Source organism: Streptomyces sp. NPDC101132 (genome assembly GCF_044759225.1).
Classification (GTDB): Bacteria; Actinomycetota; Actinomycetes; order Streptomycetales; family Streptomycetaceae; genus Streptomyces.
In genome coordinates, this window is record NZ_JBIVYX010000001.1 from 37,262 (window position 1) to 58,135 (window position 20,874).

Here is a 20,874-nt window from a genome sequence, read left to right on the forward strand (position 1 = left end):
CCCGTCGGCGGCCCGGCGCTCCCCGGGGGTGGGGGCGGGGCGGAGTGGCGAAAGGGCGGCCGCTTCACCACGCATCGCGGAATTCGGCCGTGCGGCCCTTTCCCGGAGGGGGTCCTGGACGCGCGGTAAACAGCCCGAATTTCCGGCCGGATGAATTACCGAGGCTTTACCCCCCGTACACGCTCCGGAATCCCCGGCGACCCGAGCGCCGGGGCCGTCACGCGGGGGCGACGCAGGCCCTGCCGCATTCCCCTCGAATGAATTCCGGTGATACGGAACAGGGGCCGTCGCCGGGAGTCGGATTCCGGCTTCCGGCCCCGCTCGGCGGCCCCGTCCGGACGGGGCCGCGCCGCGCCGGCGGAGCACCCGGCGCCCCGGCGGGCGCACGGGGGCGCGCACGCCGGAGCGTTCACCCGCGGCGACCGCTCAACAGGGGCCGGCGGGGCCCCGGAAGCCGTCCGCGGCGCCGGCGGCGGGCCGTTCCGGCCGCCCCCGGGGGACGGTCCGGCGGCCCTCTCAAATCCCCTTCGTCACAGGTCACATGGCCTGTCACCCCGGTCACGGCACCCGCACCGGGAACCGGTTTGTGGATCAGTCTTCGCAACTTGACCGCAAGTTGCACACATTCACTCTCCAGACGGGCCGCGATGGTCTAGATTGACCACTGCTTCAGACGCCTGGAGACGAGCCGACCATCTCTTGACGATCATCCCGGGGGCCCGAGGGGGGCGCACGGGAGCATCCGGAATTCACCGGGTTCCCTGGTCCGACGGGACTCTGGTAGAACATGCGGGTCCGCTGCCGCTCGGATGGGTTTCACGTAGGGCCGCAATAGCTGCAATAGCCGGTATGCCATTCGCGGGAGGTGGGGATCTCCCGTGCGAGAAACAGTGCGAGGCGACACCGCCGGAGCACTGGCGACCTGGGGGGGTCCTGTGCAGCAGAGGGAATTAGCCAGCCCGTTTCCGGCTGCGCGCGGGCGGCTGGGGAACGGGACATACAACCGGCCCGCGAGCGACTGGGAACAGCAGTACCGCCGGACCGTCGTGGTCGGCGACACCCTGGCCACCGCCCTGGTGGTGGCCGCCATCGGCGCCTCCCTGGGAGACCGGGAGGCCACCCACTGGCACGAGCAGTGGGGAACCCTCGCGGTCGCCACCGAGCTCCTGCTGCTGGGAGCGCTCGCGGTGGGCCGCTCGTGGGCGCCGGCCGTACTCGGCCAGGGCGCCGAGGAGTTCCGCCGGCTGGGCCGCTCCCTCTTCACCACCGCCGTCCTGCTGGCACTCGGCGGGATCGCCCTCACCTCACGCCCCATCAAGCTCTGGGTGTTCGTCGCGATCCCCGCGCTCGCACTCGTCACCATGACCACGCGGTACGTACTGCGCCTCCGGCTGCACAGGCAGCGTCAGGAAGGCCGGTGCCTGAGACCCGTACTCGCCGCCGGCAGCCCGGCCACCGTGCACGACCTGATCACCCGGGTGCGCAAGTACCCGCACCTCGGCTGGCGGATCGACGCCGTCTGCACCCCGGACGGGCTCGGCACCGACGGTGACCGCCTCGACGGCGTGCCGGTCGTCGGCCGGCTGACGGACGTCGCCGGCCACGTGCACCGCGACGGCTACCGGGTCGTCGCCGTCACCCCCGACCCCCACTGGACGCCCGAGCACCTGCGACGACTCGCCTGGAACCTCGAGGGCGGCGACGCCGAAATGGTCGTGGCCCCCGTGCTGATGGAGGTGGCCGGCCCCCGCCTGCACGTCGACGCCGTGCTCGGGATCCCGCTGCTGCGGGTCAGCATGCCGACGTTCAGCGGAGGGCCCCGGGCGGTCAAGGAGGTCGTCGACCGGCTCGGCGCCGCCTTCCTGCTGCTGCTGTTCGCGCCCGTGATGGCCTTCGTCGGGCTCCTCGTGGCGCTCGACAGCCGGGGCGGCGTGTTCTACCGCCAGCGCAGGATCGGCAAGGACGGCCGCCCCTTCATGATGGTCAAGTTCCGCACCATGGTCGCCGGAGCCGACCGGGCCCGTGCCGGGCTCGAAGACCTCAACGAGGGCGCGGGCCTGCTGTTCAAACTCCGCCGGGACCCGCGGGTGACCCGGGTGGGAGCACGGCTGCGCCGGTACTCGCTGGACGAACTCCCGCAGCTGTTCAACGTACTCACCGGATCGATGTCGCTCGTCGGTCCGCGGCCCCCGCTGCCGGAGGAGTCCGCCGCCTACGGCCCGGACATCCGGCGCCGGCTGCTGGTCAAGCCCGGCCTCACCGGGCTGTGGCAGGTCAGCGGCCGCAGTGACCTGCCGTGGGAGGAGGCGGTGCGGCTGGACCTCAGGTACGTCGAGGACTGGTCGCTCGCCCTGGACACGGTGATCTTGTGGAAGACCTTGCGTGCGGTGCTTCAGGGGCAGGGGGCCTACTGATGCGCGGAGCGTGCAGTCCGGTCAGCTGGCGGACGGCAGGCCACTGGGGCCTGGCCGGGGGGAGGAACGGGTCATGCGGATAAGCGTCTTGGGACTGGGTTACGTGGGCTGCGTGTCGGCCGCGTGCCTGGCCAGCCTCGGCCACGAGGTCATCGGAGTGGACGTCAGCCAGGTGAAGGTCGACCTGGTCAACTCCGGCCGGGCCCCGGTGGTCGAAGAACGGATCGGCGACCTCATCGCCGAGGTCGTGCGGACCGGGGCGTTACGGGCCACCGGCGACGTCCGCGAAGCGGTCCTGGGCAGCGACGTGTCGCTGGTCTGCGTCGGCACGCCGTCGGAACCCAACGGCAGCCTGTGCACCACCTACCTGGAGCGGGTCACCGAACAGATCGGCGCCGCGCTGGCCGAGCGCGGGGACCGGGACGGACGGCACACCGTCGTGTTCCGCAGCACCATGCTCCCCGGCACCTGCCTGAACCTGCTGGTGCCGATCCTGGAGAAGTACACCGGCGGCACCGCCGGCGTGGACGTCGGCGTCGCCGTCAACCCGGAGTTCCTGCGCGAGGGCTCCAGCGTGCGGGACTTCTTCGACCCGCCCAAGACCGTCATCGGAGAACTCGACCCGGCCAGCGGCGACGTCGTGGCCGCGCTGTACGAGGGACTGCCCGGCGAGGTGTTCCGGGTGCCCGTGCCCACCGCCGAGGCGATCAAGTACGCGGACAACGCCTTCCACGGCCTCAAGATCGGCTTCGCGAACGAGCTGGGCGCCGTGTGCCAGGCGCTCGGCGTGGACTCGCACCAGCTCATGGACGTGTTCCTGGCCGACCGCAAGCTCAACATCAGCTCCGCCTACCTGCGGCCCGGCTTCGCCTTCGGCGGCTCGTGCCTGCCCAAGGACCTGCGCAGCCTGGTCCACGCCGCGCGGCAGGCCGACGTGTCGGTGCCGATCCTCTCCCACGTGCTGCCGTCCAACTCCGACCACCTCCAGCGCGCCGTCGAGCTGGTCGAGCGCACCGGCAAGCGCCGGGTCGGCCTGTTCGGGCTGTCCTTCAAGCCCGGCACCGACGACCTCCGCGAGAGCCCCCTCGTCGAACTCGCCGAAAGACTCTTCGGCAAGGGCTACGACCTGCGCATCTACGACCCGAACGTGAACCTCTCCCGGCTGCTCGGCGCGAACCGCGAGTACGTCGAGACGCGGCTCCCGCACCTCGCCGGGCTGCTCTCCGACTCCGTCGACGACGTGCTGGCGCACGCCGAGGTCTGCCTCGTCGGCACCGGCGACCCCGCCGTCCTGTCGGCGCTGCCCCACGGCGAGGGCCCGGTGATCGTCGACCTCATCCGTGTCCCCGACGCCGAGACGCGCCGGGCCGAACGGGGGTACGTGGGCCTTGCCTGGTGACCCGACCGACGGCGCCCGCCCCGCCCGGCGCGCGCTGGTCCTGGTGGAGAACCTGTCGGTGCCGTTCGACCGGCGGGTGTGGCAGGAGTGCACCACCCTGCGCGACGCGGGCTGGGAGGTGCACGTCATCTGCCCGCGGGGCGAGAAGCGGGACACCGAACCGGAGGCGGAGATCGACGGGGTGCGGATCCACCGCTACCCGCTGCGCGCCGCCACCGGCGGTCCGGCAGGCTTCGCGCAGGAATACGGCACCGCCCTGTGGCACACCTTCCGGCTGGCCCGCAGGGTCGGGCCGGTCCACGTGGTGCACGCCTGCAACCCGCCGGACCTGCTGTTCCTGCCGGCCCTCTGGCTCAAGCGGCGCGGCGCCCGGTTCGTCTTCGACCAGCACGACCTCGTACCCGAGCTGTACCTCTCCCGGTTCAACCGCGGCAAGGACTTCCTCTACCGCGCCGTCTGCGCCCTGGAGCGGCTCACGTACCGGACGGCGGACGTCGTGCTGGCCACCAACGAGAGCTACCGGGACGTGGCGCTGGGCCGCGGCCGGCAGCGGCCGGAGGACGTGTTCGTGGTGCGCAGTGCGCCCGACACCGGGCGGTTCCAGCCGGTGCCGCCCGAGCCGGAGCTGAAGCGCGGCAAGCCCCATCTGCTGTGCTACCTCGGTGTGATGGGTCCCCAGGACGGGGTCGACTACGCGCTGCGGGCCCTGGCGAAGCTGCGCGACGAGCAGGGCAGGACCGACTGGCACGCGGTGTTCGTCGGCGGCGGCGACACCTTCGACGCGATGGTGGAGCTGTCCCGGCGGCTCGGTCTCTCGGAGCAGGTGCAGTTCACCGGCCGTATCCCGGACGCCGACCTGGCCCGCTACCTGTCCACCGCGGACGTGTGCCTCTCGCCCGACCCGCGCAACCCGCTCAACGACGTGTCGACCATGAACAAGGTGCTGGAGTACATGGTGATGGGCCGGCCCATCGTCTCGTTCGACCTCAAGGAGGCGCGGGTCTCCGCCGGCGACGCCGCGGTCTACGCCCCCGCCAACGACGAGGCCGAGTTCGCCCGGCTCATCGCGCAACTGCTGGACGATCCGGATGGCCGGGCCCGGATGGGCAAGATCGGCCAGGAGCGGATCGGCGGACCGCTCTCCTGGCCGAACTCCCAGGCGTCCCTGCTCGCCGCGTACGCCGCGGCCTGCCGTGACCGCAGCCCCCGTCGGGCGGGCGACCCGGACCGGGCAAGGAGGAGTCCGGGCCGTTGAGCGACGACACCATACGGCTGGTCACGATCGGCCGGATCCTCCGCCGGCGCCGGCGGCTGCTCACCGTCCTCGCCCTGGTGGGTGCGCTCGTCGGCTACGGCACCTCCCTGCTCTTCCCGCCGCGCTACACGACCTCGGCGTCGATCCTGCTGCCGGGGGCCTGGCAGGAGCGTGAGCTGCTGACCCAGGCGCAGATCGCGACCAGTTCGGTCGTGGTCGACCGCGCGGCGGCCGCGCTCGGCTGGGAGGGGGTCGACGGCGACGAACTGCGGGAGCAGGTCGCCGCCCAGGCCTCCGAAGGGAACATCATCAAGATCTCCGGTACGGCCGAGACGCCGGAGCGGGCCCAGCGGCTCGCCGACCAGGTGGCCCGGCAGTTCGTCACGTTCGCCGCGCGGGTCATGGGCGACAACGCCGACCCCGACGCGGCGGGCCGTCCCGAGGAACTCCGGGAGATGGTGGCCCAGGCCGCCCGGCGCATCACCGAGCTGTCCAACGCCACCGACCCGGGGCGGACCGTCGAGAGCGTGCAGGCCCGGACCGAGCTCACCAAGCTGCGCACCGCGCTGCAGGAGGCCGCCGACAAGCTGGAGCAGGCCGACCCGGCGACCGACCGGGCCGGCATGGTCGTGATGGGACCGGCGCCGCGGCCGACCGCCGAGGCACCCCCCACGACCGTCCACCTGGTCGCCGCCGGGGCCGTGCTGTTCGTCCTGGTGGCGGTCATCGGGCATCTGACCGCGGCCCGGACCAGCCGGCGGCTGCGCACCGGCCCGGAGATGGCCGCCGCGCTGCGCTCGGCCCTGCTGGGCACCGTCGACGTGCCGGTCGACGGGGCCGCGTACCGGCCGGAGGCGCCCGGCCCGCGGGCCCGGATCCGCCGGCTGCTGGGCGTCGAGGGCCGGTGGAACGCGCCCGCCCCGCGGGCCTCGGCCGACGAGACCGGCCAGGAGCTGCGGTACCGGCGGGTGTACGCCCGCCTGCGGGACCGGGCACCCGGCCGGATGCGGCTGCTGGTCGTCGTCCCGGACGGCGACGAGCTGGCGCGCCGGGCCGCCGGGCAGCTCGTGCTCACCGCGGCCGGGGACGAACCGGCCGCGGACGACGCGGACCCCGCGCTGCGGGTGGTCCGGGTGGCGGTGCCCCGGCCGACGGTGCCCGACCGCGCGGACGAGGCCGGTGCCCTGGTCGTGCTCAGCGCGGGCAGCTGGACGGCGGAGGAACTCTCCGGCATCGCCGAAGCCTGTGCGGACGCCGGTCACGCACTCGTCGGCACCGTCCTCGCCGAGCCGGTACGGGCCCGTGCGGCCCGTACCGGGGGCCGTTCTCGGCATGGAGCCAAGCCGGTGCTCGCCGGCACCGACGCGACGGGAAGTTCAGGGTGACGACGAGTACGACCACGGAGTCGCCGGCCGCCGCTCCGCTGCTGGACCTGCATTCCCTGGTGGTGGCCGTCTGGCGGCGACGGCGCCTGTGGTGCTCCGCGGCGCTGCTCGGGCTGGTCATCGGCACGGCGCTGGCGGTGCTGCTGCCCACGCCGCCCACCGCGGTGACCAAGGTGCTGGTCGCGCACCAGGAGGACCAGCCGAACGACCCGGGCACGCTGATCCGCACCGACGCGGCGCTGCTCCACACCACCCGGATCGCCGGCAAGGCCCTGGAGACCCTGAAGTCCGCGCAGAAGCCGGCGGACTTCATGGAGGACTACACCGGCACCGGCCTGACCAACAACCTGCTGCAGATCGACGTGTCGGGCGAGAGCGACGCGGACGCGGTGGCCCGCGCCCGGGCCCTGGCCGACGCCTTCGTGGCCGACCACGTCCGGCGGATCCAGGAGTCCTCCGCCGCCGAGGCCAAGACCCTGCTGGCACAGCGGGACCGCCTGCGGGCCGAACTCGCCCAGGTCAACAAGGAGATCGGGGAAGGATCGCCGGACACCGGGGCGAAGGCCTCGGCCACCATGGAGTCGCTCTTCTCCCGCCGGGCCGAACTCACCTCACGGGCAGCCGAGTTCGACCGGCGTGCCGCCGAGGCGCGGCTCGGCACCCCCCGGCTCGTCGCCGGCACCCAGATCGTCGACGCGCCGCGCGCGGTGCGGCGCTCCCCCGCCAGGGACACCGCCACGCACGCCGCCATCGGACTCGTCCTCGGCCTGGTCCTCGGGCTCGCGGTGTCCGCCGTCGGCACGGTGGTGGCGGACCGCCCCGTGCTGCGCCGGGACGTCGCGGCGCACCTCGGTGCCTCGGTCATCGCGGAGCTGCCCCGCAGGTCGGGCAGCCCGTGGCGGCGGCGCGGCACGCGGACGACCCGTGACCGGCTCACGACCACCCTGGCCCGCATCGTGCGGGACTCCCCCGAGCCGGTGTCCGTGCTCGAACTGGGCTGTGCCCGCAAGGCGGGTGAGATCGCCGTGGACCTGGCCCGGGCGCTCGGCACGGAGGGGCGGCCGGCGGCCGTCGTCGACGGCCTGCCGCGCCCGCGGCGGGCCGGGCGCCGCGCGAAGCCCGGCGACCCCGCCGTGGCCGTCGCCGGGACGGACGCGGAGGGACCGTACGAGGGGAACCGGGTCGGCGTCGGCTCGGTGGCGCCCGGGACGGCGTGGACCGACCTGCGGCACCTCGGCGCCCGGGCGGTGCTCGTCGTACGGGCCGGGCACGGCAGCGCGGCCTGGCTGCACACCGTGGCGCGGCAGCTCGCCGAGCAGCGCGTCCCGGTGATCGGTGTCGTGCTGGTCGACCCCGATCCGCTCGACCGCACCGACGGGACGCTGTGGGAGGGGCCGTACGCCCCGCCGCGCGCCCGGAACGACCGGCCGGCCCGGCCCAACGGGACCGCCCGGCCGGCGGACCGGCTGCCGAAGTGGGCCGCCCGGGTCCCGGAGACCGACCAGGAGGCGAGGTAGGACATGTGTGGCATCGCAGGCACGTACCGGTGGCCGGACGGGAAGGCCGTGACCGACCGGCTGACCGACACCCTCGCCCACCGCGGCCCGGACGGGGCGGGCCGGTACAGCCACGCCGCGGGGGACGGCGAGGTGCACCTCGGGCACCGCCGGCTGTCCATCATCGACCTGTCCGACACCGGCGCCCAGCCGATGGCGAAGGACGGCCTGGTCCTGACGTACAACGGGGAGCTGTACAACGCGCCCGTGCTGCGGGCCGAACTGGAGTCCGCCGGGGTGCGGTTCCGGGGCACCTCGGACACCGAGGTGCTGCTGGAGGCCTGGCGTCGCTGGGGCACGGACTGCCTGCCCCGGCTGCGCGGCATGTTCGCGTTCGGCGTCTTCGACGAGCGGACCGGTGAGCTGGTGCTCGTCCGCGACCAGCTCGGCATCAAGCCGCTGTTCCTGCTCCGGCGGGGCGAGGGGCTGGTGTTCGCGTCCGAGCTGAAGGCGCTCGCCGCGGCCACCGGCGGGTCGCTGGAGGTGGACCACGGGGCGCTGGTGGCCTCGCTGCTGTACTACTGGGTGCCGGACTCGCGGTGCGCGTTCCGCGAGGCGGAGAAACTGCCGCCGGGCAGCTGGCTGCGCTGCCGGCCGGACGGCCGGACGGAGCGCGGCCGGTTCTGGCACCTGAAGGACGTCGCGGCCGAGGGCCGGGAGCGGGCCAGGTCCGGTGAGCTGCCGGACATCGCGGCCGTCGTCGAGGAGTCGACCCGGCGCCACCTGCTCTCCGACGTGCCGGTGGCGACGTTCCTCTCCGGCGGTCTCGACTCCAGCTACCTGACGGCGCTGGCCGCCCGGGAACAGCCGGGGATCTCCGCCTACACGATCGGGTTCCGCGCCGAGGACGCGAAGTTCGAGGCGATGCCGGACGACCTCCGCTACGCCCGGCGGGTCGCCGAGCGGTTCGGGGTGGACCTGCACGAGATCGAGATCGCCCCGGACGTGCTCGACCTGCTGCCGCGGATGACGTACCACCTGGACGAGCCGATCGGCGACCCCGCGGCGATCAACACCTTCCTGATCTGCTCGGCGGCCCGGGAGGCCGGGGTGAAGGTGATGCTCTCCGGGATGGGCGCCGACGAGCTGTTCGCCGGCTACCGCAAGCACCTGGCCAACCTGGTGGCGCTGCGCTACCAGCGGATCCCGGGGCCGCTGCGGCGCGGTGTGTCCGGGGCCGTGGACCGGCTGCCGGTGGCCACGGCCCGGCGGGGGTACCGGTCGGTGCGGTTCGCGAAGCGGTTCCTGTCCTTCGCCGGTCTGCCGGAGGAGACGGCGTTCCGGCGCAGCTACACCATGTACGACCGGGAGGAGCTGCTCGGCCTGGTCGATCCGGACCTGGCGGGGACGGTCGACGACGTGCTGACCGAGCACGCGGACGTCTACCGGGACAACGGGCTGGACGACTTCGTCAACCGGATGTGCCTGGCGGACGCCCGGATGTTCCTGCCGGGGCTGAACCTCGCGTACACGGACCGCTCCAGCATGGCCGCCTCGACCGAGGTGCGGGTGCCGTACGTGGACGTGGAGGTGGTCAGGGCGGCGTTCGCCGTGCCGGGCGACCGCAAGATCGTCGGCCGGCAGGGCAAGGCGGTCCTGAAGGAGGCGGCCGCCACGGTCCTCCCCCGGGAGATCGTCTACCGGCCCAAGGGCCTGTTCAGCGCCCCGCTGCGGGCCTGGATGAGCCGGGACCTGGCACCGCTGGTGCGCGAGGTGATCCACGACGGGGCGCTCGTCGGGTCGGGGCTGCTGCGCCGCGACGCGCTGGAGCGGATGGCCGCCGAGGACGCCGCCGGGCAGCGGGACTTCTCCAAGCATCTGTGGCACGTGCTGACCCTCGAGTACTGGTACCGCGACGCGACCTCCGGTTCCGGGCAGAGCACTCGGTTGACGGCTTAGGAATCTTCAAGGAGTTCGGGTGAAGCAGGTTGTGCAGAACTACAAGAGCGGCGAGCTGGCGGTGCTCGACGTGCCGGTGCCGGGGTGCAAGCCGGGCGGTGTGCTGGTCCGCACCGTCTACTCGCTGATATCCACCGGCACCGAGCTGATGAAGGTGTCCGAGGCCGGCATGTCGATGCTGGGCAAGGCGCGTTCGCGGCCGGACCAGGTGGCGAAGGTCATGCAGAGCGTGGCCGTCAACGGGGTGCCGGCCACGTACCGCAAGGTGATGGGCAAGCTGGACTCGTACACGCCGCTGGGCTACTCGCTGTGCGGGGTGGTCGAGCAGGTCGGGGCCGGGATCGACGACGTGAAGGCCGGCGACCTGGTGGCCTGCGCGGGCAACGAGCACGCGCTGCACGCCGAGCTGAACTGGGTGCCGCGGAACCTGTACACGCCGGTGCCGGACGGTCTCGCGCCGCGGCACGCCGCCTTCGGGACGGTCGGGTCGATCGCGATGCAGGGCGTCCGCCAGGGCGAGCCGGCGCTCGGGGAGGTGGCGCTGGTCATCGGCCTCGGCCTGATCGGGCAGCTGGTGGTGCAGCTGCTGACCGCCTCGGGGGTCCGGGTGGTCGGGGTGGACCCGGACCCGGCGCGCTGCGCCCTGGCCGAGGAGCTGGGCGCCGACGCCTGCGGCGACCCCGAGTCCGCGGCGGTGGAGGCGGCCGTCGCGGCGCTCACCGGCGGTCACGGCGTGGACCAGGTGTACCTGGCGGCCGGCGGCGGCAGCAACGGGCCCGTCGAGCTGGCCGCCCGGCTGTGCCGGGACCGCGGCCGGGTGGTCGACATCGGCAAGTGCCGGCTGGACCTGCCCTGGAACGCGTACTACGAGAAGGAGCTCGACGTCCGCTTCTCGCGCAGCTACGGTCCCGGGCGCTACGACCCGGAGTACGAGCTGGAGGGCCGGGACTACCCGATCGGCTACGTCCGCTGGACCGAGCGCCGCAACCTGGCGTGCTTCCTCGACCTGATGGCGCGCGGCCGGGTCGACGTGGAGCCGCTGATCTCGCACGTCTCCGACTTCGCGGACGCGGTCACGACGTACCAGCGGCTGAAGGACGGCGAACTGAAGGCCGTGGCCGTGCTGTTCCGGTACCCGGAGCACGCGGCGGAGGGCGAGGCGGAGGCCCCGTCGGTGGCGGTGCCGGCGGTACGGCGTGACGCCACGGCGGCCGTCCCCGGCCGCACCCTGCCGGCCCGGTCCGCGCACGCGCCGGTGCGGCTGGCGTTCGTCGGCGCGGGGAACTACGCGACCTCGATGCTGCTGCCGCACCTGGCGGGGCGCGAGGGCGTCGAGCTGTCGGCGGTGGTCACCACGACCGCCCTGTCCGCGGCCAACGCGCAGCGGAAGTTCGGCTTCGGCCGGGCGACCACCGACCTCGACGCGGTGCTCGGCGACCCGGAGGTCGACGCGGTGTTCGTGGTCACCCGGCACAGTTCGCACGCCGAGCTGACCCGCAGGGCGCTCCTCGCGGGCAAGGCGGTGTTCGTGGAGAAGCCCCTCGCGCTGAGCGAGGAGGAGCTGGCCGGGGTGCTCGCGGCGGTGGAGGAGTCCGGCAACGACCGGATCCAGGTGGGCTTCAACCGGCGGTTCTCGCCGCTGCTGCGCGAGGCGAAGGCCCGGTTCGGCGCCCGGACCGGTCCGGCGAGCCTGCGCTACCTGGTGAACGCGGGCCGGCTCGGGCACGGCAGCTGGTACCTCCGGCAGGACACCGAGGGCTCGCGGTTCGCGGGCGAGGGCGGGCACTTCGTCGACACGGCGAGCTGGCTGATCGGCGCCGACCCGGTCTCGGTGTACGCGGTCGCCTCGGCCGGCAACGAGGACCTGCAGGTCGTGCTGCGCTACCCGGACGGGTCGACGGCCACCATCGGCTACGTGACCACCGGCTCCCCCGGCTTCCCCAAGGAGACGCTGGACCTGGTCGCGGACGGCAGGGTGCTCCGACTGGACGACTTCGTCCGCGCCTCGGTGTACGGGCGGAAGCGGTGGGTCAGCTCGCGGCTGCCCAAGGCCCGGGACAAGGGCCAGTCGGCCGAGCTGGCCGCGTTCGTGAAGGCCGTGCGGACGGGTGGGCCGATGCCGGTGCCGCTGGAGTCGCTGGCCGCGACCACCGCGGCCACCCTCGCCGTGGAGACCGCCCTGGCCGCGGGTGTGCCGGTCGCGCTGGCGGCCGCCCGATGAGCATGGGTGCGGGCTGGTACCTGCGGCGGCTGTCCCGGATGGGGCCGCGGGAGATCGGCGGCCGGGCGGTCGACACGGTGCGCAGGCGGCAGTGGCGGTCGGCGGTGCCGGCCGCCCCCGCGGTGCCCGGTGCCCGGTTCACCTCGGTGCTGCCCGCCGGGGTGCTCGACGACCTGCCGCCGGACGCGGTGAAGCGGCTGGTGGCCGAGGCGGACCGGCTGATGGCCGGGCACGCCGGGTTCTTCGGGGTGGAACGGGACGACCTCGCCGACCCGGACTGGTGGTACGACCCGAAGACCGGGCGCCGGGCGCCGTCCGGTCACGCCTTCGACGTCCCGTACCGCGACGAGGAGACGGCCGGGGACATCAAGCAGATCTGGGAGCCGTCCCGGCACCAGTACCTGACCGTGCTCGCCGCCGCGTACGCGGTCACCGGGGACGGGCGGTACGCGGAGCGCGTGGCGGGGCACCTGCGGTCGTGGTGGGCGGCGAACCCGCCGCTGCACGGCGTGCACTGGGTCAGCGGCATCGAGCTGGGCATCCGGCTGCTGTCCTGGGTGTGGATCCGCCGGCTGCTCGACGGGTGGTCCGGCGCGGCCGCCCTGTTCGAGGGCAGCCCGGTGGCGGTGGGGCAGATCTGGCACCACCAGCGCTGGCTGGCCGCCTTCCCGAGCCGGGGTTCCTCGGCGAACAACCACGTGATCGCGGAGGCCGCCGGGCAGTTCGCCGCGGCCTGCGCGTTCGGCTGGTTCCCGGAATCGGAGCGCTGGCGCTCCGCGGCGCTGCGGTCGCTGGAGCGGCACCTGCGCGGCAACACCTTCCCCTCCGGCCTCAACCGCGAGCTGGCGAGCGAGTACCACGGCCTGGTGCTGGAGCTCGGGCTGGCCGCGGTGGCCGAGGGCGACGCCGCCGGGGTGCCGGTCCCCGCGACGGTCCGGCTGGTGCTGCTGCGGATGACCGACGCGCTGGCCGCCGTCGTGGACAACCGGCTGCGTCCGCCGCGGCAGGGGGACTCGGACGACGGGCACGGCCTGGTCCTGGACGGGGCGGGCACGGACCGCTGGGGCTCACTGCTGTCCACCGGGGAGGCGGTGTTCGGCCGGCTCGACTGGTGGCCCGCGGTGCCCGGCACCGATGTGCGCACCCCGCTGCTGGCCGCGCTGCTGCGGTCCGGCGCCCCGGCCGTGGCCCGCCCGGCGCGCCGGCCGGCCCACTTCGCCGACGCGGGGCTGACCGTGCTGCGCGGCCCGGAGGAGATCTGGTGCCGCTGCGACGGGGGCCCGCACGGGTTCCTGTCGATCGCCGCGCACGCCCACGCCGACGCCCTGTCCCTGGAGGTGCGGCACGACGGGGTCGACGTACTGGCCGACCCGGGGACGTACTGCTACCACGGGCAGCCCGAGTGGCGGCGGTACTTCCGGTCGACGCTCGGTCACAACACGCTGGAGCTGGACGGCGGCGACCAGTCCGTCTCCGGCGGCCCGTTCCTGTGGACGCGGCACGCCCGCAGCCGCGTCCTGGTCGCGGACACCTCCGGCGGGGGTGTGGCGCGCTGGTCCGCCGAGCACGACGGCTACCGGCCCTCCGTGCACCGGCGCCGGGTGGAGCTGACGGCCGCGCTGCGGGAGCTGCGCGTGGTGGACGAGGTGCGGGGGCCGCGCCGGGCGGTGCGCCTGGCGTTCCACCTCGGCCCGGAGGTCACCGCGGAGCTGACGGGCAGCCGGGCGCTGCTCACCTGGAGCCGGGACGGCGAGGACCGCTCCGCCGTGCTCGACCTGCCGGAGCAGCTGTCCTGGCGGGCCCACCGCGGGGAGAGCGCCCCACCGCTGGGCTGGTACTCCGCCGGCTTCGGCCGCAGGGAGCCGGCCACCACGCTGCTCGGCACGGGGTCCACCGCGGGCGCCGGGCCGTCGGGCGGGTTCACCACCGTACTCAGGTTCCGTGGCTAGGGGGTGTCGTGTGGACCGCGCCGGATGCATGGGGTTCGGAAGGCGGCACCGGGCGTGGGCGGTGGCGCCGCTGCTGCTGGTGCTGGTGGCGGCGGCCGGCTGTACGGGCACTTCGGACGCGGCACTGACGGCGCGGGCCGGCCGGCCGGCCGCGACGGGTGCGCCCGGCGTGCCCCCGGCCCGGGTGTGCGACGCTCCCCCAGCCGGGCCGCGGACGGCCCCGGCGGGGGCGGTGACGGTCGACCCGGCGGTGGTCGGCGACCTGGCCGCGAAGACCAGGAACAGCCCCCCGCACACCACGTTCTGGCTGGCGCCGGGGACGCACACGCTCGAACCGCACCGCTACGCGCAGGTGCTGCCCAAGGAGGGGGACAGCTACCTGGGCGCCCCGGGCGCGGTGCTCGACGGCCGGAGGACCAACAACTACGCGTTCGGCGGCACCGGCACCGGCGTGTCCATCCGGCACCTGACCGTCCAGGGGTTCGTCGCGCCGAACAACGAGGGCGTGGTCAACCACGACATGGCCGACGGCTGGGTGATCGAGCACTCCACGATCCAGCGCAACTCGGGTGCCGGGCTGATGGCCGGTGCCCGGCAGCAGGTCCGCGCGAACTGCCTGCGCGAGAACGGCCAGTACGGGATGAACGCGTACAAGACCGGTGACTCCATCCGCGGCCTGGTGGTCGAGGGCAACGAGGTCGTCGGCAACAACACCGACGACTGGGAGCGGCAGCGGCCGGGCTGCGGCTGCACCGGGGGCATCAAGTTCTGGGCCGTCAACGGCGCGGACGTACGCGGCAACTGGGTGCACGACAACCGGGGTGCCGGCCTGTGGGCGGACAACAACAACAACGACTTCCGCATCGAGAACAACGTCCTCGACGCCAACGACGGTCCCGCCCTGATGTACGAGACCAGCTACAACGCGGTGATCCGGCACAACACGATGCGGCGGAACAACTGGGTCGACGGCCGCAGGTACGCGGGCACCGGCGACGACTTCCCGTACGCGGCCCTGTACGTGTCCGAGTCCGGGGGCGAGCCGCGGATCCCGGCCCGCACGGACAGGCTGGAGATCCACCACAACGTGCTGGAGGACAACTGGAACGGGATCACCCTGTGGGAGAACGCCGACCGGTTCTGCAACAGCCCCGCCAACACGTCCGCCGGCTACTGCACGCTGCTGGTGAAGGACACGGCACGCTGCGCGCCGCCGGCGATCGCCACCGCGCCGCTGCTGGACGACTGCCGGTGGAAGACCCAGCGGGTGGACATCCACCACAACCGGTTCGTGCTGCGTCCCTCCGTCCTCGCGTGCACGGGGCGGTGCGGTCTGATGGCGGTGCTGGCCAACTACGGCACCTACCCGGACTGGTCCCCGTACAAGGGCCAGGGGGTGGCCGAGGCGATCACCGGCCGGCAGCAGAACCGCTGGCACGACAACGTGTACCTGGGCACCTGGAACTTCGTCGCCCGTGACCCGGGACGGGTGCTCGACCCCGCGCAGTGGCAGGGCACCCCGTACCAGCAGGACCCCGGCAGCACCTTCCAGCCCCGGGCCGGTGGTTGAGATGGAGCGCGAGCTGCCTCCGAAGGGCGTCGGGATCGTCTGGGCGCTGCTGGCCCTCAACACGCTGGGGTCCGCGGGCGCGAAGACCGTGATCGCGCTGCCCCGCTCCCTGATCCAGCTCGCCACCATGGGGGCGCTGGTCGTCGCGTTCGCGCTGGCGCTGGTGCTCAACTTCCGGCTGCGCGTCCGGCCGAGCGCCTTCGTCTTCCTGCTCACCCTGCTGCTGGTGCCGAGCGTGATCTCCAGCGTGAACCTGGCCGTCGGGTACGGCGCGCTGTTCCGCTGCACCCGGCTCGCGCTGTTCGTCGGCACCCTGTGGCTGGTCAGCCGCTGGTGGGACGGCGGGCTGATGTTCGTCCGGTACCACATCCGGATGTACTTCTCCGTGCTGGTGCTGGTGGCCGCGGGACTGGCCGTGTCGCCGGGTACGGCCATGCCCGAGTACTACGGCGGGCGGCTGGTCGGTGCGCTGTGGCCGCTGACCCCGCCGCAGATCGGGCAGTACGCCGCGGTGATCATCGGGCTCACGGTGCTGCTCCTGCTGAGCCGGCGGACCACCGGGCGCAGCGCGGCGCTGGTCATCGTGCCGTCGCTGGTGCTGCTCGCGATGACGCACACCCGGACGGCCACGCTCGGGCTGATCATCGGGCTGGTGCTGGCGATCGGGTCGCTGATCCTGACCAGCGGGGCCGCCCGCCGGTTCTTCGCCTGGGCGGTGGTGTGCGCCACGGTGGCCGCGGTGGCGTTCAGCTCCGCGCTGCGCACCTGGTTCCTGCGCGGCCAGAGCCAGGAGAACTTCTCCAACCTGACCGGCCGGGCCAAGGTCTGGGACGCGCTGCTGGACGCGCCGCGGACGACGACGCAGGAACTGTTCGGCGTCGGCCTGGGCGACAAGTCGTTCGGCGGTCTGCCGATCGACAACAGCTGGCTCGCCGTCTACAACGAGCAGGGCCTGGTCGGCGTCGGCATCGTGGCCGGGGTCTTCCTCGTGCTCGGGTCGGTCGCGCTGCTGCGGCCTCCGTCGCTGCCCAGGGCCGGTGCGATCTTCCTGATCAGTTACGTCGCCATCTCCTCGTACACCGAGGCCGGCCTCGGCGACGCCTCGCCCTACCTGCTGCACCTGGCCCTGGCGGCGTCGCTGCTCGCGCTGCCCGCCGCGGCCACTCCCCCGCCGGAGCCCGCGCTCCCCCGACCGCCCGTACCGCCCCGGGCCCAGCACCCGGAGGTGGTCTGAACATGCACGTCGTCGTGGTGCACAACCGCTACAACACCACGCAGCCGAGCGGGGAGAACAGGGTCGTCGACGAGGAGGTGGAGCTGCTGCGCGCGGCCGGCCACCGGGTCGGGCTGTTCGAGCGGCGGAGCGACGACATCGCCGCCCGCTCCCTCCTCGCCAAGGCCGCGGTGCCGCTCCTGGTGCCGTGGAACCCGGCGGTCCGTACGGAGCTGGCCGCCCGGCTCCGGGCCGAGCGGCCGGACGTGGTGCACGTGCACAACGTGTTCCCGCTGCTGTCGGCCTCGGTCGTGGCCGCCTGCGCCGACGCCGGCGTGCCCCTGGTCGCCACGCTGCACAACTACACCCAGGTGTGCGCGCCCGGCACGCTGCACCGCAACGGCCTGCCGTGCGACGCGTGCGTCGGGACGGTCGCCTCGCTGCCCGCCGTCCGGCACGGCTGCTACCGGGGCTCCCGGCTGGCGACGGTGCCGCTTGCGGTCGGCCTGGCGGTCAACCGGCGGCGGTGGTGGTCGGGCGTGGAGCGGTTCTTCTGCATCTCGGCGGCGCAGCGCGACGTCCTGGTGCGGTCCGGCATGCCGGCCGAGCGGCTGTCGGTGAAGCACAACTTCGTGCCCGACCCGGGGGTGCGCCGGACCGGCCCCGGGGAGCACCTGCTGTACCTGGGCCGGATGGCGGAGGCCAAGGGGATCCGGCTGCTCATGGGCGCGTGGGACGAGGTCGCGGCCGGCGGCGGGGTGGGCGTGCCGCTCCTGCTCGCCGGGGCGGGCCCGCTGGAGGCGGAGGTGGCCGCGTGGGCGGCGGGCCGGGACGACGTCCGGTACGCCGGCCTGTACTCCCCCGCCGAGTGCCGGGAGGCCGTCGCGCGGTCGGTCGCGGTGGTGGCGCCCTCGGTGGCCAGGGAGACGTTCGGCCTGGTGGCCGCGGAGGCGATGGCGGCCGGGGTGCCGGCCGTCGCCGCGGGCCACGGCGGCTTCACCGAGCTGGTCGAGGACGGGGTGACCGGGCTGCTGCACACGCCGGGCGACACCGCCTCGCTGGTGTCCGGCATCCGCCGGATCACGGCGGAGCCGGACCGCAACCGGGAGATGGGGCGGGCGGCCCGGCGCCGCTACGAGCTGGGGTTCAGCCCGCGGGTCGGGCTCGAACGCCTGATGGAGGGGTACCGCGCCGCGATCGCGGGGCGGCCGGCCGGCGGGGAAGGACCGCCGCCGGCGAGGAACGGAAACGCTGGCCCGCTGCGGGACTCCGCACGCGGGCAGGGATGGGGGCAGGAGAAATGACACAGTGCCGACTCTGCGGCTCGGCGAAGCTCGCGAGCGTCGCCGACCTGGGGGCGACGCCGCCGTGCGAGAGCTTCCTCGCCGCGGACCAGCTGGACCTGCCGGAGCCCGCGTACCCGCTGCACCTGCGGGTCTGCACGGACTGCTGGCTCGCGCAGATCCCGCCGCTGATCACGCCGGAGGAGACGTTCGAGGAGTACGCGTACTTCTCCTCGTACTCCACCTCGTGGGTGGAGCACGCGCGCACCTTCGTCGGCGACGCCGTGGCCCGGCTGGGGCTCGGCCCCGACGCGTTCGTGGTCGAGGTCGCGAGCAACGACGGGTACCTGCTGCGGCACGTGGCGGAGCGGGGGATCCGCTGCCTGGGCATCGAGCCGTCGGTGAACGTCGGCGCCGCGGCGCGCGAGGCGGGCGTGCCCACGCTCACGGAGTTCCTGGACCCGGCCACCGGCGCGGGGGTCCGCGCCGAACACGGCCCGGCGGACCTGGTCGTGGCCAACAACGTGTACGCGCACATCCCGGACGTGGTCGGCTTCACGCAGGGCCTGCGCGCCCTGGTCGCGGACGACGGCTGGGTGTCCGTCGAGGTGCAGCACCTGCTGACGCTGATCGAGGAGAACCAGTACGACACCATCTACCACGAGCACTTCCAGTACTACACGGTCGCGTCCGCGGCCCGGGCGCTGGCCAGTGGCGGCCTCACGCTGGTGGACGTCGAGCTGCTGCCGACGCACGGCGGCTCGATCAGGCTCTGGGCCCGGCCCGCCGGGACGGCCGCCGAGCCGAGCCGCCGGGTGGCCGACGTACTGGCCCGGGAGAAGGCCGCCGGGCTCCAGGAGCTGTCCGGGTACACCGAGTTCTCCACCCGGATCTCCAAGGTGCGCCGGGACCTGCTGCGGTTCCTGATCGAGGCGGCCGACCGGGGCGAGACGGTCGTCGGCTACGGCGCGCCCGGCAAGGGCAACACCCTGCTCAACCACTGCGGCATCCGGCCCGATCTGCTCCGGTACACGGTCGACCGCAACCCGTACAAGCACGGCCGGTTCACCCCGGGCACCCGCATCCCGATCCTGCCGCCCGAGCAGATCGCCGCCGACCGGCCCGACTACGTGCTGGTCCTGCCGTGGAACCTGCGGACCGAACTGGCCGAGCAGCTGGCGTTCGTGCACGAGTGGGGCGGCCGCCTGGTCTTCCCCATCCCGGAACTGAGCATCGTCGAGGTGAAGTCGTGAAGGTCGTGCTGTTCTGCGGCGGTTACGGGATGCGGATGCGGAACGGAACCGCGGACGACGTGCCCAAGCCCATGGCCATGGTCGGCCCCCGGCCGCTGATCTGGCACGTCATGCGCTACTACGCGCACTACGGGCACAAGGAGTTCATCCTGTGCCTCGGCTACGGGGCCCACCACATCAAGGACTTCTTCCTCCACTACGAGGAGACGACGTCCAACGACTTCGTCCTGCGCGGCGGGCGCACCGAGTTACTGTCCACCGACATAGCCGACTGGACGATCACCTTCGCGCAGACCGGCATCGAGTCGCCCATCGGGGAGCGGCTGCGCCGGGTGCGGCACCACCTGGACGGCGACGAGATGTTCCTCGCCAACTACGCCGACGTGCTCACCGACGCCCCGCTGCCGGAGATGATCGACCGGTTCTCCCGGCGCGACGCCGGCGCGTCGATGATGGTGGTGCCGCCGCAGCAGTCGTTCCACTGCGTGGACCTGGCCGAGGACGGCCTGGTCGGCGGCATCACGGCGGTGAGCGACATGCCGCTGTGGGAGAACGGCGGCTACTTCGTGCTCCGCCAGGAGGTCTTCGACCACATACCCGAGGGCGGGGACCTGGTCGCCGACGGCTGCGCCGGGCTGGCCAAGCAGGGCCGGCTGGTGGCGCACCGGCACCGCGGCTTCTGGAAGCCGACCGACACCGTGAAGGAGCGGGCGGCGCTCGACGCCTCCTACGCGCAGGGCGACCGCCCGTGGGCCGTGTGGGAACGGGACGGCGCCACGGCGGCCCGGGTGCCCGCGAGCCGGGGCGGCGCCGCCGTGGGGGCCAGGTGATCCGGCTCGGGGCCCGGCGCCTGGACCGGCTCGTCGCGGTGGGGGCGCACTGCGACGACATCGCCATCGGGGCCGGCGGGACACTGCTGACGACGTGTCTGGCGCGGCCGGGCATCCGGGTCGACGCGCTGGTGCTGTCCGGCGGCGGGACCGAGCGGGAGGCGGAGGAGCGGGCCGCGCTCACCGCCTTCTGCCCGGGCGCCGACCTGCGGCTGACCGTCCTCAAACTGCCGGACGGCCGGCTGCCCGCGTACTGGGAGGAGGCCAAGTCCGCGGTGGAGGAACTGCGCGCGCGGACCGAGCCCGACCTGGTCCTCGCCCCGCGCACGGACGACGCGCACCAGGACCACCGGGGGCTGGCGCGGCTGCTGCCCACCGCGTTCCGCGACCACCTCGTCCTCGGCTACGAGATCGTCAAGTGGGACGGCGACCTGGGCCGTCCGTCCGCGTACCAGCCGCTGCTGCCGGAGACCGCGGAACGGAAGGTCCGGCTGCTCCAGGAGCACTACCCCTCGCAGCGGCACCGGCCCTGGTACGACCGCGAGGCCTTCCTCGGCCTGGCCCGGATCCGCGGCATCGAATGCCACGCCCGCTACGCCGAGGCGTTCGACGTCACCAAACTCACTCTCGACCTGGGGGAATGAACC

Annotated in this window: 14 protein-coding genes; all 14 read left to right on the plus strand. The window is 73.7% G+C overall.

What is annotated here, in order from left to right; translation table 11 throughout:
* Positions 1-935 precede the first annotated feature (935 nt).
* The 14 genes from ACIQUR_RS00185 to ACIQUR_RS00250 all read left to right on the plus strand — a co-directional run bounded on the left by ACIQUR_RS00185 (position 936) and on the right by ACIQUR_RS00250 (position 20,871).
* Positions 936-2,414 (plus strand): sugar transferase, encoded by a 1,479-nt coding sequence (locus ACIQUR_RS00185; RefSeq protein WP_403656044.1) that lies wholly within the window; start codon positions 936-938, stop codon positions 2,412-2,414.
* A 73-nt stretch (positions 2,415-2,487) separates the two neighbouring features.
* On the plus strand, positions 2,488-3,813 hold the full coding sequence (locus ACIQUR_RS00190; RefSeq protein ID WP_403656047.1) for a nucleotide sugar dehydrogenase: 1,326 nt from the start codon (positions 2,488-2,490) through the stop codon (positions 3,811-3,813).
* Positions 3,803-5,068 carry a glycosyltransferase family 4 protein gene (locus tag ACIQUR_RS00195; protein ID WP_403656050.1) on the plus strand — a complete coding sequence of 422 codons (1,266 nt, stop codon included), beginning with the start codon at positions 3,803-3,805 and terminating at the stop codon, positions 5,066-5,068. Before ACIQUR_RS00190 ends, ACIQUR_RS00195 begins: the two co-directional genes overlap by 11 nt.
* Positions 5,065-6,453, plus strand: a complete 1,389-nt coding sequence (locus ACIQUR_RS00200; RefSeq protein ID WP_403656053.1) for a Wzz/FepE/Etk N-terminal domain-containing protein — start codon at positions 5,065-5,067, stop codon at positions 6,451-6,453. Before ACIQUR_RS00195 ends, ACIQUR_RS00200 begins: the two co-directional genes overlap by 4 nt.
* Entirely contained in the window at positions 6,450-7,970 is a 1,521-nt protein-coding gene (locus tag ACIQUR_RS00205) for a Wzz/FepE/Etk N-terminal domain-containing protein (protein ID WP_403656057.1), read from the plus strand. The genes ACIQUR_RS00200 and ACIQUR_RS00205 overlap by 4 nt, the downstream gene beginning before the upstream one ends.
* Positions 7,971-7,973: 3 nt before the next feature.
* The gene (gene asnB, locus ACIQUR_RS00210) at positions 7,974-9,908 is read left to right on the plus strand and encodes an asparagine synthase (glutamine-hydrolyzing) (protein ID WP_403656060.1); all 1,935 of its coding nucleotides are present in this window, start codon (positions 7,974-7,976) and stop codon (positions 9,906-9,908) included.
* 19 nt (positions 9,909-9,927) lie between these two features.
* Positions 9,928-12,129, plus strand: coding sequence for a bi-domain-containing oxidoreductase (locus ACIQUR_RS00215; protein WP_403656063.1), 2,202 nt, complete (start codon positions 9,928-9,930; stop codon positions 12,127-12,129).
* The gene (locus tag ACIQUR_RS00220) at positions 12,126-14,078 is read left to right on the plus strand and encodes an alginate lyase family protein (RefSeq protein WP_403656066.1); all 1,953 of its coding nucleotides are present in this window, start codon (positions 12,126-12,128) and stop codon (positions 14,076-14,078) included. The genes ACIQUR_RS00215 and ACIQUR_RS00220 overlap by 4 nt, the downstream gene beginning before the upstream one ends.
* A gap of 28 nt (positions 14,079-14,106) precedes the next feature.
* Positions 14,107-15,648 (plus strand): right-handed parallel beta-helix repeat-containing protein, encoded by a 1,542-nt coding sequence (locus ACIQUR_RS00225; protein WP_403656069.1) that lies wholly within the window; start codon positions 14,107-14,109, stop codon positions 15,646-15,648.
* A gap of 1 nt (position 15,649) precedes the next feature.
* Positions 15,650-16,882 (plus strand): O-antigen ligase domain-containing protein, encoded by a 1,233-nt coding sequence (locus ACIQUR_RS00230; RefSeq protein ID WP_403657897.1) that lies wholly within the window; start codon positions 15,650-15,652, stop codon positions 16,880-16,882.
* A gap of 2 nt (positions 16,883-16,884) precedes the next feature.
* Positions 16,885-18,165 (plus strand): glycosyltransferase, encoded by a 1,281-nt coding sequence (locus tag ACIQUR_RS00235; RefSeq protein ID WP_403656072.1) that lies wholly within the window; start codon positions 16,885-16,887, stop codon positions 18,163-18,165.
* Positions 18,162-19,397, plus strand: coding sequence for a class I SAM-dependent methyltransferase (locus tag ACIQUR_RS00240; RefSeq protein ID WP_403656075.1), 1,236 nt, complete (start codon positions 18,162-18,164; stop codon positions 19,395-19,397). The genes ACIQUR_RS00235 and ACIQUR_RS00240 overlap by 4 nt, the downstream gene beginning before the upstream one ends.
* Entirely contained in the window at positions 19,394-20,227 is an 834-nt protein-coding gene (locus ACIQUR_RS00245; protein WP_403656079.1) for a glucose-1-phosphate cytidylyltransferase, read from the plus strand. Before ACIQUR_RS00240 ends, ACIQUR_RS00245 begins: the two co-directional genes overlap by 4 nt.
* The gene (locus ACIQUR_RS00250) at positions 20,224-20,871 is read left to right on the plus strand and encodes a PIG-L deacetylase family protein (RefSeq protein ID WP_403656081.1); all 648 of its coding nucleotides are present in this window, start codon (positions 20,224-20,226) and stop codon (positions 20,869-20,871) included. Before ACIQUR_RS00245 ends, ACIQUR_RS00250 begins: the two co-directional genes overlap by 4 nt.
* The last annotated feature ends 3 nt before the right edge of the window (positions 20,872-20,874 follow it).